General features: G+C 65.8%; 17 protein-coding genes. 2 read left to right on the top strand and 15 right to left on the bottom strand.

The window, feature by feature from the left end:
- Positions 1-8: 8 nt before the first annotated feature.
- On the top strand, positions 9-1,034 hold the full coding sequence (gene pdxA / locus C404_RS50945) for a 4-hydroxythreonine-4-phosphate dehydrogenase PdxA (RefSeq protein WP_021196542.1): 1,026 nt from the start codon (positions 9-11) through the stop codon (positions 1,032-1,034).
- A gap of 35 nt (positions 1,035-1,069) precedes the next feature.
- Positions 1,070-1,927, top strand: a complete 858-nt coding sequence (gene rsmA / locus C404_RS50950) for a 16S rRNA (adenine(1518)-N(6)/adenine(1519)-N(6))-dimethyltransferase RsmA (protein ID WP_021196543.1) — start codon at positions 1,070-1,072, stop codon at positions 1,925-1,927.
- Here the strand turns inward: rsmA and C404_RS50955 are convergent.
- The 15 genes from C404_RS50955 to C404_RS51020 form a co-directional block, all read right to left on the bottom strand.
- Entirely contained in the window at positions 1,914-2,819 is a 906-nt protein-coding gene (locus C404_RS50955; protein ID WP_021196544.1) for a DMT family transporter, read from the bottom strand. The two genes, rsmA and C404_RS50955, sit on opposite strands and share 14 nt — an antisense overlap.
- Complete coding sequence (gloA, locus tag C404_RS50960) at positions 2,803-3,210, bottom strand: lactoylglutathione lyase (protein WP_031329860.1); 408 nt, start codon at positions 3,208-3,210, stop codon at positions 2,803-2,805. The genes C404_RS50955 and gloA overlap by 17 nt, the downstream gene beginning before the upstream one ends.
- A 114-nt stretch (positions 3,211-3,324) precedes the next feature.
- Positions 3,325-3,921 (bottom strand): dual specificity protein phosphatase family protein, encoded by a 597-nt coding sequence (locus C404_RS50965; RefSeq protein ID WP_031329862.1) that lies wholly within the window; start codon positions 3,919-3,921, stop codon positions 3,325-3,327.
- Positions 3,922-3,931: 10 nt separating this feature from the next.
- Positions 3,932-4,423, bottom strand: coding sequence for a hypothetical protein (locus C404_RS50970; RefSeq protein ID WP_021196547.1), 492 nt, complete (start codon positions 4,421-4,423; stop codon positions 3,932-3,934).
- Positions 4,420-5,559 (bottom strand): MGDG synthase family glycosyltransferase, encoded by a 1,140-nt coding sequence (locus tag C404_RS50975; protein WP_021196548.1) that lies wholly within the window; start codon positions 5,557-5,559, stop codon positions 4,420-4,422. Before C404_RS50975 ends, C404_RS50970 begins: the two co-directional genes overlap by 4 nt.
- A 105-nt stretch (positions 5,560-5,664) precedes the next feature.
- Positions 5,665-6,411, bottom strand: a complete 747-nt coding sequence (locus C404_RS0130305) for a hypothetical protein (RefSeq protein WP_152524481.1) — start codon at positions 6,409-6,411, stop codon at positions 5,665-5,667.
- A 51-nt stretch (positions 6,412-6,462) separates the two neighbouring features.
- On the bottom strand, positions 6,463-7,350 hold the full coding sequence (locus tag C404_RS50980; protein WP_021196550.1) for a M48 family metallopeptidase: 888 nt from the start codon (positions 7,348-7,350) through the stop codon (positions 6,463-6,465).
- A complete protein-coding gene (locus C404_RS50985; protein WP_021196551.1) occupies positions 7,347-8,099 on the bottom strand; it encodes a lysophospholipid acyltransferase family protein in 753 nt (250 codons plus the stop codon). The genes C404_RS50980 and C404_RS50985 overlap by 4 nt, the downstream gene beginning before the upstream one ends.
- 10 nt (positions 8,100-8,109) lie before the next feature.
- Positions 8,110-8,688: a D-glycero-beta-D-manno-heptose 1,7-bisphosphate 7-phosphatase gene (gmhB, locus tag C404_RS50990; RefSeq protein ID WP_021196552.1), complete on the bottom strand. Its 579-nt coding sequence runs from the start codon at positions 8,686-8,688 to the stop codon at positions 8,110-8,112.
- Positions 8,689-8,719: 31 nt separating this feature from the next.
- Positions 8,720-10,822: a glycine--tRNA ligase subunit beta gene (glyS, locus tag C404_RS50995; RefSeq protein ID WP_021196553.1), complete on the bottom strand. Its 2,103-nt coding sequence runs from the start codon at positions 10,820-10,822 to the stop codon at positions 8,720-8,722.
- A gap of 74 nt (positions 10,823-10,896) precedes the next feature.
- A complete protein-coding gene (locus C404_RS51000; protein WP_021196554.1) occupies positions 10,897-11,565 on the bottom strand; it encodes a hypothetical protein in 669 nt (222 codons plus the stop codon).
- Positions 11,562-12,542, bottom strand: a complete 981-nt coding sequence (glyQ, locus tag C404_RS51005; RefSeq protein ID WP_031329865.1) for a glycine--tRNA ligase subunit alpha — start codon at positions 12,540-12,542, stop codon at positions 11,562-11,564. Before glyQ ends, C404_RS51000 begins: the two co-directional genes overlap by 4 nt.
- A 195-nt stretch (positions 12,543-12,737) precedes the next feature.
- A complete protein-coding gene (gene lnt, locus C404_RS51010) occupies positions 12,738-14,222 on the bottom strand; it encodes an apolipoprotein N-acyltransferase (protein ID WP_021196556.1) in 1,485 nt (494 codons plus the stop codon).
- Between the two features lie 119 nt (positions 14,223-14,341).
- The gene (locus C404_RS51015; RefSeq protein WP_021196557.1) at positions 14,342-15,235 is read right to left on the bottom strand and encodes an HlyC/CorC family transporter; all 894 of its coding nucleotides are present in this window, start codon (positions 15,233-15,235) and stop codon (positions 14,342-14,344) included.
- A 195-nt stretch (positions 15,236-15,430) separates the two neighbouring features.
- Positions 15,431-16,711, bottom strand: coding sequence for a hypothetical protein (locus tag C404_RS51020; RefSeq protein WP_021196558.1), 1,281 nt, complete (start codon positions 16,709-16,711; stop codon positions 15,431-15,433).
- Positions 16,712-16,843 lie beyond the last annotated feature (132 nt).

Below are 16,843 nucleotides of genomic sequence, written 5' to 3' on the forward strand. Positions count from 1 at the left end.
AGCGCCGCATGCTGAACATTGCAATCACGACTGGCGAGCCCGCCGGCATCGGTCCCGACATTACCGTGGCAGCGCTGCTGCATCTGGCACGGCAGACATCGTCGCGCTATGCCGATGTGCTGTGGCATGTGATCGGTGATGCCGCCCTGCTGCAAGAGCGTGCCGATGCCATTGGCCAGGGGGATTTCTGGCGCGTGGCGTCCACGGCGCTGACCATCGTGGAGCGCCCACTCGGCGCACCGGTGCGTGCGGGCGTGCTCGACGCGGCCAATGGGCGCTACGTGCTCGATCTGCTTGACGCCGCCATCGACGGTTGCCTGCGCGATGCGGCAGACGCCGCACGTTACGACGCGATGGTCACGGCGCCGGTGCAGAAGAGCACCATCAACGATGCCGGAGTGCCCTTCACTGGCCATACCGAATACCTGGCCGAACGCAGCCACACACCGCGCGTGGTGATGATGCTGGCCGGCCCGCAGCCTGCGCACAATAACGCCATGCTGCGCGTGGCCCTGGCGACCACACATCTGCCGTTGCGCGAGGTGCCGGATGCCATCACGCCTGCCGTGCTCGACGAGACACTGGACATCGTGCAGCGTGACCTGCGCGCCCGCTTCGGACTGAGTGCACCGCGCATTCTCGTGACCGGGCTGAACCCGCATGCCGGTGAGTCTGGTCACCTCGGCCGAGAGGAGATCGAGGTGATCGAGCCCGCCATTGCCCGCGCGCTGGAGCGGGGCATCAATGCCCGTGGCCCGTATCCGGCCGACACGCTGTTCCAGCCGCGCCTGCTGGCCGATGCCGATTGCGTGCTCGCGATGTATCACGATCAGGGGTTGGCGCCGCTCAAGTACGGCACCTTCGGCCACGGTGTGAACATCACGCTGGGTTTGCCGTTCGTGCGCACGTCGGTTGACCATGGCACCGCGTTGACACTCGCCGGCACCGGCCGCGCCGAGTTCGGCAGCCTGCTCGAGGCGATCGACACTGCCATCGCCATGGCGCGACACGCTTCTCGGGCAGCGCGTTCCTGATTTCCGCTTTCACCTTTTCGATTTCGAGTTACACGATGGCACGATCCACGACCGGCGTTCACCAGGGGCATCAGGCCCGCAAGCGCTTCGGCCAGAACTTCCTGGTCGATGACGGCGTGATCCACGCCATCGTTGCTGCCATTGATCCGAAGCCAGACGACGTGCTCGTCGAAATCGGCCCCGGCCTGGGCGCGCTCACCGTGCCGCTCATGGAGCGTGTGCGCACACTGCAAGTGGTTGAGCTGGACCGCGACCTCGTCGCGCGCCTGCAGAAGCGTTTCGGCGATAGGCTGATCGTGCATGCGGGCGATGCGCTGGCCTTCGACTTTGGCTCGCTGCACGAGGCAGACCGGCCGCTGCGCATTGTTGGCAACCTGCCGTACAACATCTCGAGCCCGCTGCTGTTTCACCTGGCCACGTTTGCTGATCGTGTGCGTGATCAGCACTTCATGCTGCAGAAGGAAGTGGTCGACCGCATGGTGGCCGAGCCCGGCAGCAAGGCGTTCAGCCGGCTGTCGGTGATGCTGCAGGTGCGGTACTACATGGAACAGGTGCTGGAGGTGCCGCCGGGTTCGTTCAACCCGCCGCCGAAGGTGGATTCCGCCGTGGTGCGGATGATTCCGTGGCCGGCGGACAAGTCGCCCTACGCGCCGGTGGACATGCGTGCGCTCGGCACGGTGGTGACGATGGCGTTTTCGCAGCGGCGCAAGGTGCTGCGCAACACGCTGGGGGCACTGCGTGACGTAATCGATTTCGACGCGCTGGGTTTCGACCTGGGCCGTCGCGCGGAAGAGGTGGCGGTGGCCGACTTCGTGGCGGTGGCGAACGCGCTGCCGGCGGGTCGTGTCACCACGGGCATTGCCGGCGGCATGTCAGACCTTAGCGAAGATTGACGAGCAGGATGCCCGAGAGCACCAGCGCGGCGGCCAGTGCAAAGCGCAGGCCGACCGGCTCGTGCAGCAGCAGTACACCAAAGGCCACGCCGAACAGCGGCGTCAGGAACGAGAACACCGACAGCCGCGACGCCAGATAGCGTCGCAGCAGCCAGAACCACGTCAGGTAGCTGGCAAAGGCAATCAGCACGGACTGGTACGCGAGGCTCGCCAGCGCGGTCGGCGTCAGGTTTGCGGTGAAGACTTGACCTGTGCCCAGCGCCATCACCATCAGTAGCACGGCCGAGACGGCCAACTGATACAGCAGCGTCTTCGCCGCCGGCGCGTTCGACAGCTTGCTCGCACGCACCACGATGGTGGTTGCGCCCCACAGCACACCGGCCACCACGCCCAGCGCATCGCCCAACGACGTCGACGGGCCGGCAGCCGGGTGCAGCATGCCGTCGGCGAACGCCAGCACGATCCCCGCAAATGCAATGCCGATGCCGATCCACTGGCGCGGCCGCAGGTGCTCGCCCGCCACGAAGAAGTGCAGCCCGAGCGCGGTGAAGATTGGCGCGGTGTACAGAAACACCGCCATGCGCGAGGCCGTGGTGTAGCCCAGGCCGATGAAGATGCACAGGAACTCGACGCCAAACAGGATGCCCGCCATCAGCCCGCCGGGCAGCGTGCCGTCGCGCACCGACAGGCACGTGCCGCGCCACATGGCAAACGCCAGCACGAGCACTGATGCAATCGCCGAACGCACACCGGCCTGCATGATGAGGCCGACGTCGTGCGCGGCCACCTTGATGGCCACCTGCTGAAAGCCCCAGCACATGCACAGCACCACCATCAGGCCGATGGCGGTGCCGTCCAGCGGGCGCCGGACCGCGTCAGTGGCGGTTGCCATCGGGCATCGAGCGTGCCTGGATCAGCTCGATCTTGTAGCCGTCCGGATCCTCCACAAACGCGATGACGGTCGTGCCGCCCTTGACCGGGCCGGCCTCACGGGTGACCTTGCCGCCCGCATTGCGGATCTGGTCGCAGGCCTGCGCAGCGTTGTCGACTTCGATGGCGAGGTGGCCGAAGGCGGAACCGAGGTCGTACTCGCTCACGCCGTAGTTGTAGGTCAGTTCGATGACGGTGTTGCCGGCTTCCGGGCCGTAGCCGACGAAGGCCAGCGAGTACTTGTACTCGGGGTTGTCGCTGGTGCGCAGCAGTTGCATGCCGAGCACCTTGGTGTAGAAGTCGATCGAGCGCTGCATGTCGCCGACGCGCAGCATGGTGTGGAGCATTCGCATGGGGGTTCCTACCTGGAGAACTGCAAAGAGGCACTATTTTAGGGCGCCCTGGGCAAACGCGCTGGCGGCGGCCACGCGCGTGCCGAGCGTGGCTTGATTGATGCGGTGGGAGGCTTAGCCCTGTGCCTCCACCTGCTGGCGCAACCGCTGGATGTCGACGCGCTGCAGATAGCGCGAGATGTTCTGCCAGATCGAGTGGAAGCCGTATCCGCCGTGCTGCAGCTCATCCAGCGCCTGCTCCTTGGTCCAGCCCTGGTACACCACGCGATACAGCGCCGATACCAGCCCCGTGCGATCCGCACCATGCTGGCAGTGGATCAGCACCGGGCCATCGCGCTCAACTTCGTGCAGGGCCTTGAGCGCGGTCACCATGTCTTCGTCGCGGATGTTCCACGTGTTGATCGGAATGCGCTGCATGGTGATGCCGCTGCCCGCCAGGATCTCGCTGTCCGAATGGAAGGCGCGGAAGCTGATGACCTTCTTGATACCGAGTTTCTGCAACTGGGGGAGGTCGCTCTTCGAAAGCTGCGCGCTGCGATAGAGCGACGGCGTAATGCGGTGCAGGTTGTTGACCGGCGCGTCCGTTACGTTTTGCGCCCACTGAAGCGGGCGGTTGGCTGACGATGGGGTGGGTGGCGCCGTGTCTGCGCAGGCCGATTGGAGTTGGCCGATCAACAGCAGTGTGGCGGCGGCAAGGGCGAGAATTCGCATGATGGGCAAGTCAGCGCACAACGGTGCGCGCGCGGGAGAGGAAGAACAGCACGACCGCCGCGGCGCTCATGGTCCAGTAGTCGGTCGGGGCAAAGGCCGTCCAGTGGATGTGCCAGGGCACATTGGCAGGCGTGAACTTCGCGATGCCGTAGGCGGGGTTCAGCACGAACCAGAGGAAGTCCTCCACCAGCCAGAAGACCATAATGCAGGCGATGATGCGCGCCTCGATGCGCCACGACCACTGGCCGTTGAAGACCACCGGCAGGTGGAAGAACAGCGCCACGAACGGAAACACCCATGCGTGGTAGCCCGTCATCGGGCGGCCGCCCCAGAAGAGGTCGAGCAGCCAGTGCTTTTCGATGCGCCAGGTGGGCAGGTTGGCTGCCCAGCCGGCGCTGCCCTCGATCTGGATTTCGACGTTGGCAAAGAAGAAACCGAGCAGTACCACCCAGGCCACCAGCGCCAGCGTGCGGCGTCGTGGAATGAAATCGGTGGCGTTCATGCGGCGCGGGCTTGTGCGGTGAGACCCAGCACGCGGTCGAGCACGAACTGCGCCGCGTTCGGGCGGCCCAGGGGCGCAATCTTGTGCCGCATCGCCGTCAGTCGATCCGGCTCCTTGAGCAGCGCATGGATACGGAATTCGAGCGCGGCATCGTCGATGGCCTTGAGTGCGACGCCTTGCTCCAGCAGGAAGTCGGCATTGCGCTCTTCTTGGCCGGGGATGGGCGAGTTGACGATCATCGGCAACTGCATGGCCAGGCATTCGGAGGTGGTCAGGCCGCCCGGCTTGGTGATGACCAGATCGGCGCAGGCCATCAGGCGCTCCACTTGGTGCGTGAAGCCCTGCGGGAAGAGGCGCCCGGGATGGCGTTGCGCAACGCGCTGCAGCGCTTCCAGCATCGTCTGGTTCTTGCCCGCCAGCGCAATGAGCTGGAAGTCGCCGTCCATTGCCAGCAGCCGTTCGGCCAAGGTGTCGAGGCCACCCAGGCCAGCACCACCGGACATCATCAGGAAGGTCTTGCGCTTCGGGTCGATACCGAACTCCGCTGCACACGCAGCGCGGTCGAGTGGCTTGCCGAACGCCGGCATCACGGGAATGCCGCTCACGTGCACGGCATCGGCTGCCAGCCCGCGCTCGCGCATGCGCCACGCAATCTCTTCATTGGCCGCGAAGTAACCACGCATGTTCGGCACGATCCACATGCTGTGCAGGTCGAAATCGGTCACCTGCACCCAGACCGGTACGTCCAGGCGTTCTTTGCGCAGCTCGCGCGAGAGCAGCTCTGCCGGCAGGAAGTGCGTGCAGATGATGGCGTCGGGGCGCTGCCGCTTGATCTCGGCCAGCAGCGGGCGGCTGTTCAGCCGTTCGACCGCGCGGCGGATCTTCTGGGAGAACGCGCTGGGCGCTGTCTCATCGGTCTTCTGGTACAGGTAGCCCCACAGCGCCGGCTGGTTGCTGACCAGCTTGATGTAGAAGTCGGTGTAGAGCTTGCGAAAGCCGGCCGAAACAAAGTCCATCACATCGAGGTGCGTGGCGTCGATGCCCGCGGGGTGCACATCGGCGAAGGCGCGAATGGCTTCAGCGGCGCGCATGTGGCCGGCGCCGGCACTGACACTCAGGAGCAGAATCTTCTTCATGGTTGGCGTAGGAGTTCCGGCGTCATCGGGTTGCCGGGTGGCGTATTCTCCACCAACCGTGCCGCCTGTGGAATGCACCATCCGGTCAGGCAGCGGGCACGCGCGTCAGCGCGGCGCGATGGGCGGCAGGTCGATCGAGGTGCCGTCTGTGCAGCCCAGGAATTGCCACTGGCTCGGTTTGAACCGTGCGTCGGGTCTGTCCGGTTCCGGCTTGGCGAATTCGGCATTGATGTCGTACTCGATCGAGGGCGCATTGAAGTGGGCCACCTGCCCGCGCTTGCAGGTAACAGACTCGGGTTGGCCCTCGTGGGTCAGCTTGCCTTTCGTGTCGTAGTCGAACCGCGGGCCGATGGCCTGGTCCTTGGCCAGCACGAGCGCCATGTCCAGCGTCGACACGTCCATCGATTCGACATCGACCCCAGCCACCCGGACCGGATGGGGAAAGCGAACGGCGCGCAGGCCGCGCAGCGACAGGGGCATGTCTTTCTTGCCGTTGTCGAACACGTCGTAGCGGTGGATCCGGCTGCCGGCAGGGATCACCAGCTCGCCGTACTGGAAGTCTCGATCGAGGGTGAAGTCTTCCCGCGCAGCCTTGTTGACTTGTTCTTCGTTGATCTCGCGATCAATGCGGGCGGATACGTAGAACAGGTACCCGCTCCACAGATCCGCCACGGCAAGGAAGATCGCTAGCGCCCACATCCATCTTCGCGCTTTCCGAGAAAGCGGAGGCCGCTTCTTGTACGCCCTTGCCATGACGATGCCGACCATCGGGATTGTCCCCAATACACCTACGAGCGGCACGATGAAGAGCACCACGAAGCCCAGCAGGGAGAGGACGGGCGCAAAGATCATGGAGGGCGGCGCAGCGTGCCCGCGCCGTGCGTGGAGGGCAAGAGGGCGCCCTTAGAACGCCGGCAGATATTCCGGCGGATGCGAACGCAGTTGTTCGCGTGCTTCGCGGAATTCGGGGAAGATCGATTCCACCGTGTCCCAGAAGCGCGGGCTGTGGTTCATTTCCTTGAGGTGCGCCAGCTCATGCGCGACCACGTAGTCGATCAGGCTCATCGGGAAATGCACGAGGCGCCAGTTCAAACGGATCTTGCCGTCGGCCGTGCAACTGCCCCAGCGCGTGGCCGCCGATGACAGCGCATACGCGCTATGCCGCACGCCCAGGCGCTCGGCATACACATCGAGCCGCTCACCAAACAGCCGGCGCGCCTGCGTTTGCAGCCAGCCTTGCACGCGATCCTTGATCTGCTGCTCGGTGGCCGCGGGCGGCAAGCCAAGATGCAGCATGCACGCATCGGCATCGAACATCAGCGCGCCGATGGGCGATTCCAGCTTGAGCGTGATCGACTTGCCAAGGAAGGGCAGCGACGCGCCATCCTGCCACTCCATCGGCGGCAGCACGCGGCGCGCGGCGCTGGTGCGCCATTCCGCCAGCTTGGCGAAGATCCACTTCTGCTTTTCGGAGATGGCGTGTTCGATCTCCCCCAGCGTGACCCAGCGCGGCGCCGTGATCGACAACCCCCGGTCATCGATGACAAAGCCAATGGTGCGCCGCGACGAGCGCTTGAGGTTGTACACCAGTGCACGCTCGCCCAGTGTCAGGCGGCGCTGATTGGGGCCAAGCGGTACGGTGGTGGGATCGACTGCCGGTGGGGCGAGGAGGGTGGCGTCCGGTTGCGAGTGCGAGTGCGGGGGCGACGGGGCTTCAGGCGCGAGCAGTGGCAGCTCAAGCTGCACGCTGTCGGCGGTGGTGGGCGAAGTCGGTGGTCGCAGCAGTTTCATGCACGCTCGCGGTAGCTGTCGGCGTCGATTCTACGCATTTCTGTTTCGATCCACGCTTCGACTTCGCGGTTGAGTTCGTCGCTGGTCTTGCCGGCGGTCGAGATGGCCGGACCGACCGACAGCGTGATCAGACCCGGATGCTTCAAGAACGAATTGCGCGGCCACACGCGCCCGGAGTTGTGGGCGATGGGGATGACCCATGCGCCGGTATCGACGGCAAAGCGCGCACCGCCGCTCTTGTAACGCGGCTTCGGATCGCCCGAGCGGGTGCGCGTGCCTTCCGGGAACATGATGACCCACGCGCCGTCGGCCAGGCGTTCCTTGCCCTGGCGCGCCACCGAGGCGAACGCGTTGGCACCGTCCTTGCGGTTGATGTGCACCATCTTCAGCAAGCCCAGCGTCCAGCCGAAGAACGGCACGAACAACAGCTCGCGCTTGAACACGAAGCACAACGGGCGCGGCATGGTCGCAACATACGCCATGGTCTCCCAGGCCGACTGATGCTTGGAGAGCAGGACCACCTGCTTGTTGGTGGCGACCGCCTCTTCAATATGTTCCCAGCCCTCGTACTTCCAGCGGATGCCGACCAGGAAGCGCGCCGCCCAGATCACGGACTTGGTCCAGCCCGTCACCATCCAGAAACGGCGATGTGGGTTCAGGATCGGAAACACGATGAAGCAGGCCACCGCATAAATCGGGGTCCAGACGACCAGGAAAATCAGGAGCAGCAGCGAACGGATGAAGGTCATGGATGGCAATTCAAGGGGCACGCGAGGGCGTGCCCTGGGGGGCAGGCGACAGCAATGCACGCGCAAACGCGCGCAGGTCTGTGTGGATTTGGGTGCCAGGAGGCAGGTTGCCGGCGTCGCGTGTCTTGATGCCCTTGCCGGTCAGCACGAGGTGCGGCACGGCGCCAACTTCCACGCCAGCCTGCAGGTCGCGCAGCGAATCGCCGACCACCGGCACGCCCGTCAGATCCCGGTCAAAGCGGCGTGCGATCTCGCGGAACATGCCGGCTTTGGGCTTGCGGCATTCGCAGGCGTCCGCGGCGGTGTGCGGGCAGAAGAAGACGGCATCGACGCGGCCGCCAAATGCGGACAACGCCTTGTACATCTTCTCGTGCATGGCGTTGAGCGCGGCCGCTTCAAACAGTCCGCGGCCAATGCCTGACTGGTTGGTCGCGACCACCACTTCGTAGCCTGCCTGGTTCAGCTCGGCAATCGCCTCCAGGCTGCCGGCGATGGGGATCCACTCGTCGGGCGACTTGATGAACTGGTCGCTGTCGAGGTTGATCACGCCATCACGATCGAGGATCACCAGCTTGGGGATGTGGGGCATGTCAGGCTCCGGGCTTTGCGCGGGCGGTCAATCAGGCAGCCAGCTTGGAGATGTCCGCCACGCGGTTCATCAGGCCATGCAGCTCGCCCAAGAGCGCCAAGCGGTTGTCGCGCAGCGCGGTGTCGTCGGCCATCACCATCACGCCATCGAAGAAGGTGTCGACCGCTTCGCGCAGGCCGGCCAGCGTCTTCAGGGCGGTGGTGAAGTCGCCGCGCGCGAAGGCATCGTGCACCTGCGGCTCGGACGCGGCCACGGCCTGGTGCAGCGCGCGCTCGGCATCTTCCTTGAGCAGTTGCGGCTGCACCGCGCCGATGGCCACATCCGTTTTCTTCAGGATGTTGGTGATGCGCTTGTTGGCGGCGGCCAGCGCTTCGGCTTGCGGCAGGGCGGCAAACGCACGTACGGCTTCGAGGCGCGCGACGATGTCGTCCAGACGCTGCGGGCGCTGGCTGACCACGGCTTCCACCTCGTTGGTGCTGTAGCCCTTGTCCTTCAGGTAGCCGCGCAGGCGGTCGTACAGGAAATCGGTGATGGCGGCCAGGTCCGGTTTGACGGCAGCGATGCCGTCGAAACTGGCGGCGGCAATCTTCAGCGCATCGTCGATCGTGAGCACGAGCGGCTTCTCGATCAGCATGCGCAGGATGCCCAGCGCGTGGCGGCGCAGCGCGAACGGGTCTTTCTCGCCCGTGGGCTGCAGGCCGATGCCCCAGATGCCGACCAGCGTTTCCAGCTTGTCGGCCAGCGCCACCACGGTGCCGGTGGCGGTGCTGGGCAGCGCGTCGCCGGCAAAGCGCGGCTGGTAGTGCTCGGAGCAGGCCAGCGCCACATCATCGGGTTCACCATCGTGGCGGGCGTAGTACGTGCCCATCGTGCCTTGCAGCTCGGGGAACTCGCCCACCATGTCGGTCAGCAAGTCGGCCTTGGCGAGCAGCGCGCCGCGCGAGGCGTGTGCGACATCCGCGCCGAGCTTCTCGGCCAGTTGGCCAGCAATGGCCTGCAGGCGCGATACGCGCTCCAGCTGCGTGCCGATCTTGTTGTGATAGACCACGCGCGAGAGCAGCGGCACGCGATCGGCCAGCGGCTTCTTCTTGTCTTGCTCGAAGAAGAAGCGGGCGTCCGCCAGGCGCGGGCGCACCACGCGCTCGTTGCCTTGAATGATGGCTTCCGGCGTGCCGGTGGCAATGTTCGAGACGATCAGGAAGCGGTTGCGCAGATGGCCCTGTGCATCGGTCAGCGCAAAGTACTTCTGGTTGGTCTGCATGGTCAGGATCAGGCACTCCTGCGGCACGGCGAGGAACGCTTCCTCGAAGTGGCAGGGGTAGACCACGGGCCATTCGACCAGCGCGTTCACTTCATCCAGCAGCGCTTCGGGCATGACGACTGTATCGGCGCCGGCCGTCTTGAGCAGTTCAGCGCGGATGGCTTCCTTGCGCTTGGCGTAGCTAGCGATGACCTTGCCTTGGGCTTCCAGCGTGCTGGCGTACGACGTGGCATCGGTGATGACGATTTCGCCCGCCGACAGGAAGCGGTGGCCCAGCGTCACATTGCCCGATTGCAGGCCCAGTGCGCTGACGGGGATGACTTCGCTATCGAGCAGCGCGATCAGCTTGTGCGCTGGGCGCACGAACTGCACGCTCTCCATATCCTGACCGTTCGGGCGCTGGTACGTCATCACCTTCGGGATCGGCAGGTTGGCGATGGTCTGCGACAGTGCGGTCTGCAGGCCCTCGGCCAACACGGCACCGCGGGCGGTGTAGCGGTAGAAGAGCGATTCCGCCTTGCCGTCCGGTGCGCGTTCGAGCGACTCGGGCGCGATGGTTTCCACGCCCACCGTCTTGGCCAGTGCAGCCAGCTTCTTGACCAGAGGTGCGGCCGGTTTGCCTTCAGCGTCAAAGGCGACGGTCACGGGCAGCACCTTCTCGCGCAACTCACGATCGGGCGCGGCACGGCGCACGCCGGTGATCGATGCAGCCAGGCGGCGCGGCGTGGCAAAGCCTTCCACGGTAGCGCCTTCTTCGAGCAGGCCTTGCGCCGACAGACCGTCAAACAGGCCGCGCGCAAACGCCTCGCCCAGGCGGGCCAGCGCCTTGGGCGGCAGTTCTTCGGTCAGCAGTTCGATCAGGAGGGTGGACATAGCAGTTGAATCGGTGACGTCGTTGTTCTGCGCCGCTCGGATCTGAGTGCCGGAGCGGCGGTTACGTATTGCGGTTAGCAAGGCGATCCTGGCACGGGCTCCACGCCCGAGAGCAGCCACACGCCGTTCTGCTGCTGGAACTGCAACTGCGTGCCGGCGCATTGGCCCGGAGGCGGCGGCGGTGCGATCGGTGCGGGGTTCGTGCCGGGCGGGGCGGCATCACGGCGCAGGAAGCGCGCGGACAGCGTGCCGCGGCGCTCGTCATAGCGCACCTCTTGCAGCGTGCCGGACACGTTGAATTCCAACCGGCTCGGCAGTTGCGCCGACGAGCGGAACACGCGCGCACGGCGCTGTGCCTTGGCCCCGGAGCCTTGCCACTCGACCCAGGTGAGCGGGAAGCGCAGGGCGGTGGCGTACGTGCGCAGCGGCACGCGGTGCCAGCCGAGGTCACGCGCGCCGGACAGGTCACAGGCCATCGTGCGTACCAGGCTCGTCCATTGGTCGAGCGCGGGCGGCGCCGGTGTCCATGCCGCGCCCAGCGCTTGCTGCAGCGGCTTGGAGTCGGCCACGCAGATCTGCGTCAGGTTGTTCGGCACAACGAAGATCTTTTCCGTCGATGCGGGCTTGGACGTGCGATGCCGCGCCGCTTGCGCAACGCTTGCCGGCAGCGCCAGTGCGGCAATCGACGCCGCTGTCAGCAAGACCAGCCCACGTCGCGCGGTTTGGACCCGCGTGGCCGTCATGCAGCCTCCGTGGCCGCAGCAGCGGTGCCGCACATCGGGAAGCCCAGGCGCTCGCGCGAGTCGTAGTAGGCCTGCGCGACCAGGCGCGACAGGTTGCGGATGCGGCCGATGTAGGCCGCGCGCTCCGTCACCGAAATGGCGCCGCGCGCGTCGAGCAGGTTGAAGGTGTGGCCGGCCTTGAGCACTTGCTCGTAGGCGGGCAGCGCCAGTTGCACGACCGGCGCGCCTTCGTCTGCTGCGCCGGCATCACCCTCCGCGCGTACGCCCATCAGGCGCTTGGCTTCGGCTTCGTGCTCGGCAAAGCGGCGGAACAGCACCGTGGTGTCGGCCTGCTCGAAGTTGTAGGTCGATTGCTCGACTTCGTTCTGGTGGTAGACGTCACCGTAGGTCAGGCGGCGCTTCACGGGGCCATTCGGGCCCGGCTCTTCCCACTCGGTCCAGACCAGGTCGTAGATGTTCTCGACCTTCTGGATGTACATCGCCAGGCGTTCGATACCGTAGGTGATTTCACCGGTCACCGGCTTGCAGTCCAGGCCGCCGACTTGCTGGAAGTACGTGAACTGCGTGACCTCCATGCCGTTGAGCCACACCTCCCAGCCCAGGCCCCAGGCGCCGAGCGTGGGGTTTTCCCAGTCGTCTTCCACAAAGCGGACGTCGTTCTGCTTGAGGTCCAGGCCCAGCGCTTCCAGCGAACCGAGGTACAGGTCGAGGATGTTCTCCGGCGCCGGCTTGAGCACCACCTGATATTGGTAGTAGTGCTGCAGGCGGTTGGGGTTCTCGCCGTAGCGGCCGTCCTTGGGGCGGCGCGACGGTTGCACATAGGCGGCGCGCCACGGCTCGGGGCCGATCGCGCGCAGGAAGGTGTGCACGTGCGAGGTGCCTGCACCGACTTCAAGGTCGATCGGTTGCAGCAGGGCGCAGCCCTGGGCGTCCCAGTACGACTGCAGCTTCAGGATGAGTTGCTGGAAGGTAAGCATGGTGGTACCTGGTGGTCCGCCGCGGCCAGAACGTTCGGGGCGCAGCGTGACGGTGGAATGCTGCGGCGCTCGTGCACACACACGCAAGCGCATGGCTGCGTGATTACGTGCATGAGCGCCGTAAAACGTTGAATTTTAGCGTTTTTTGTCAGCCGCCCCGGAAAGTGGCTCGAAAGCCCTCCGGATGGCGACCGATCAGTTCGTTACGGTGCGACGACGGCGTACCAGCGCGGCCAGCAGTACCAGTACGCCCACGCCCAGCGCAGGTGCGTTGCCGGCCCGCACAAACGGTGTCAGGCCTTGTGTGCCCTGCACCTCGGCTTGCAGCGTGCCGAGCGTGAAAACGGGCAGGCGCGCCTGCACGCTGCCGTCCGGGCGCACCACGGCGGTGGCGCCGGTATTGGTGGCACGCAGCATCGGCCGTCCGGTTTCCAGTGCGCGCATGCGCGAGATCTGCAGGTGCTGGTCCAGCGCAATCGTGTCGCCAAACCACGCCAGGTTGGTCACGTTGGCCAGCATGGTGGCGGGCTGGTTCGCGTGCCGCAGCGAGGCAGCGATCTCCTCGCCGAACAAATCCTCGTAACAGATATTGGGCGCGACGCGCTGGTCGGCCACCGTCATGGCGGGCTGCACCGGCAGGCCGCGCCGGAAATCGCCCAGCGGCATGTTCATCATGTTGACGAACCAGTGGAAACCGAAGGGGATGAACTCGCCGAAGGGCACCAGGTGGTGCTTGTTGTAGCGGTACACGCCCTGGATTTGCGGGCCCACGCCGAACACGCTGTTGGTGTAATCCACCGCCGAATCCTGGCTGGCCGCACCAAACAGCACGCTGGAGCCGGTGGTATCCACGTACGTGCGGATGGCCAGCGCGATCTCCTGCGGCATCTCCTGGATCATGATCGGGAAGGCCGTCTCAGGCGTGATCACCAGCTGCGCGGGCTGCTCGGTGACCATCTTGGTGTACAGCTCCAGCGAGCGCTCAATGCCGGTCTGCTGGAACTTCACGTCCTGCGGCACGTTGCCCTGCAGCAGGCGCACCGAGATCGGCTTGCCGACGGGCTGTGTCCAAGCGACGTTGTGTAGCGGCCAGCCGGCCACCAGCACAGCAGCGCCCGCGATGGCCGTCAGCCAATGCAGGCGGCGCTCGGCGGCCACGCATAGCAGGCCGGCCAGCGTGGCAGCGATCAGCACGATGCCGTACACGCCCACCAGGGGCGCGTAGCCGGCCAGCGGACCATCGGTGTGCGCATAGCCGCCGTTGATCCAGGGGAAGCCCGTCCACACCGTGCCGCGCAGCCATTCCACGACCGCCCACGCCGCGCCGAACACGAGGGCCGATGCTGTGCCCGACCAGCGCCCGCGTCGCGTCAGCCATTGCCACGCCCATACCGCCAGCGCCGGATGCAGTGCCAGGTAGCCGGCGAACAGCAGCACCGCCAGCCCGGCCATCCACGCCGGCATGTCGCCGTACACGTGCATGCTGATGTAGAGCCACCAGACGCCCGAGAGGAACCAGCCAAGCCCGAAGGCATAGCCGACCCAGGCGACGCACGCCAAGCGCGTTGCGCGTTGCACCAGGGCCGCGAGCCCCGTCAGTGACAGGATCTGCAGCCACCACCAGTGGTTGGGCGCGAACGACAGCGTATGCATGACGCCCAGCAGCACCGCCAGCGGCATGGCCGCCTTACGTTGTGAGATCGGCAGCCGCGCGAGCGGCCCGGCAGGTGGCACAAGCGGGGCGTCCTGCCGATGGGGGGGCGCCCCGGCAGGGGAGGAGAACTGAGCGGGCACGGGGGTCAGACGGGGTTGGAACCAGTTGCGTTGACCGAGGCATCACCGCCGGTCGGGGTGGTGAGGCGGCGCACCAGCAGCACTTGCACCTGCCGCGCATCGGCGCGCAGCACGTCGAACTGCAGCGTGCCCAGGACAATCTTCTCGCCCCGGTGCGGCACGCGGCCGAGGTGGTTGGACAGCAGCCCGCCGATGGTGTCGACGTCCTCATCCGAGAAGTGCGTGCCGAAGGCTTCGTTGAACTGCTCGATTTCGGTCAGGCCGCGCACGCGCATGTGGCCATCGGCGGTGGCGAGGATGTTGTCCTCTTCCTCTTCGATGTCGTATTCGTCTTCGATGTCGCCGACGATCTGCTCGAGCACGTCTTCAATGGTGATGAGGCCGGCCACGCCACCGTACTCGTCCACGACGATGGCAATGTGGTTGCGGTTGACGCGAAAGTCGCGCAGCAGCACGTTCAGGCGCTTGGATTCCGGAATGAACACGGCCGGGCGCAGCATGTCACGCACGTCGAAGTCTTCATCGGTATAGAAGCGCAGCAAATCCTTGGCCAGCAGGATGCCGATGATGTTGTCACGGCTGCCCTCGTAGACCGGGAAGCGCGAATGCGCCGCTTCCTGCACGTAAGGGATGAACTCAGACGGCGCGTCGGCGATGTTGATCGCGTCCATCTGGGCACGCGGGATCATGATGTCGCGCGCGCACAGGTCCGAGACCTGGAAGACACCTTCGATCATCGACAAAGAGTCGGCGTCGATCAGGTTGCGCGCATGCGCGTCTTGGAGGATTTCTAGAAGCTCGGCCCGCGATTCGGGCTCGGGCGAGATGAGGTCGGTCAGACGTTCCAGCAGCGATCGGGGTTTGTCGGCTGGCTTCGGACTGGGATACGGATCATTCATGGCGCGGTCGCGCGTCGTTAAACATCGGGCCAGCATACACCAAAAGGCTCGCCGTCCCGATGACGCAGGGGGCGGCTTGGTGGACACCTTCCAACACAGCGCGGGGTGGGCGACGAGCCTCCTGATGTGCGTTGAATTGCACTTCAGGAGGTCGGCCCGGGTGGCGCGGCATGGCGCCTGCCGAGGGGGGAACGGTCAGTCGCCGTTGGCCTTGCCGCCTTGCTGGTGACCGTCGCCACCGGTGTGCCCGCTATCCTCATCACTGCCTGTGCCCTGGTGGCCGTCGCCACCATGATCGTTGTTACCCTGGCCGCTATCGTCCTGGCTTTGGTGAGTGCCCTTGTCCTTGTGATTGCCGGTGTTGTGGCCGGAACGGGTGTGGTCGTCACCATTGCCATCGTGATGGCCATGGCTGTCGGGGTCGCCTTGGTGCACGTGATGGCTGCCGGAATCGCCGCCGTGGTCGTGGTTTCCGCCGCGATCGTCGCCACCGCCATGGTCATGGTTCCGGCCGTGGTTACCGTCGCCCCCGTGGTCGTGATCCCTGCCGTGGTTGCCATTGCCCCCGTGGTTGTGATCCCCGCCGTGGTTGCTATCGCCACCGTGGTCATGTTCGCCGCCGTGCGGGCCGTGGTGATTGCCATGGTCGTCGCCTCCGCCATGGTCGTGGTCACCATCGCCGCCGCGGTCGTGATCGCCGCCATGGTTGCCACCATGGTGGCCGTCATGGTCGTGATCATGATCGTGGTGATGCCCACCATGGTCACCGCCATGGCAGCTTCCGCAGGGGGATGGGACCGGGGCGGGGCTTGGGGTCGGTGCTGGCGTCGGAGTCGGTGTCGGAGTCGGTGTCGGTGTCGGTGTCGGTGTCGGACTCGGGCTCGGGCTCGGGCTCGGGCTAGGGCTCGGGCTAGGCGACTTGCCTGGTGCCGGAGCCGGGGCTGGCGCGTTGTTGTTCGTGGACGGCGGCGCAGTCACGTTGCTGGACACTGGCGCGGGGGCGGGTGTCGTGACAGGGTCCGGCGTGTTGCCGTGATACCGGCCGAGCGTGGTGGCGCCGGCGTAGGCCGTCCAGCGTCCGGCGATTTCCATATCGGCGCCGGCCAGCCAGTGGTCGCCGGTGGCGCCAACGCCCACCAGGGCCTTGCTGCTCTCGAAGTCGTAGCCGCCGCCGATGAGCGCTTGCACGCTGGTGCTGCCGACCACCGCCTGCACGCGCGGCCGGATGGTGCCCTGCGCGATCATGAAGTTCACTTCCGCGCCGACGACGTTGTTGCTGCCCGAGACATTGACGGTGCGGCAACCAATCTGCGCACCCGGATGCCATGCACCGTCGAACACGATGACGATGCCTGCGTAGCAGGATTGCTTGTGGTCTGCGTGTGCGATGCGTGGTGTGACCACGAGCGCAGTGCCGACACCCACGCTGACCAGCAGCGTGGCCCATGGAATGCTGTCCATGAAACGTTGACGCATGATGACCTCCCCGGGGGGCCGAGCCCGTCTGTGCGCGGGTTGGCCCATGACGCCTTGCGTGGCGACGTGTATCGAGCGCGCTTGGGTGGCGGCTTATGTGTCGAGGATAGGGATTGCCATGGCAAAGCCCAT

Source organism: Ralstonia sp. AU12-08 (genome assembly GCF_000442475.1).
Taxonomy (GTDB): domain Bacteria; phylum Pseudomonadota; class Gammaproteobacteria; order Burkholderiales; family Burkholderiaceae; genus Ralstonia; species Ralstonia insidiosa.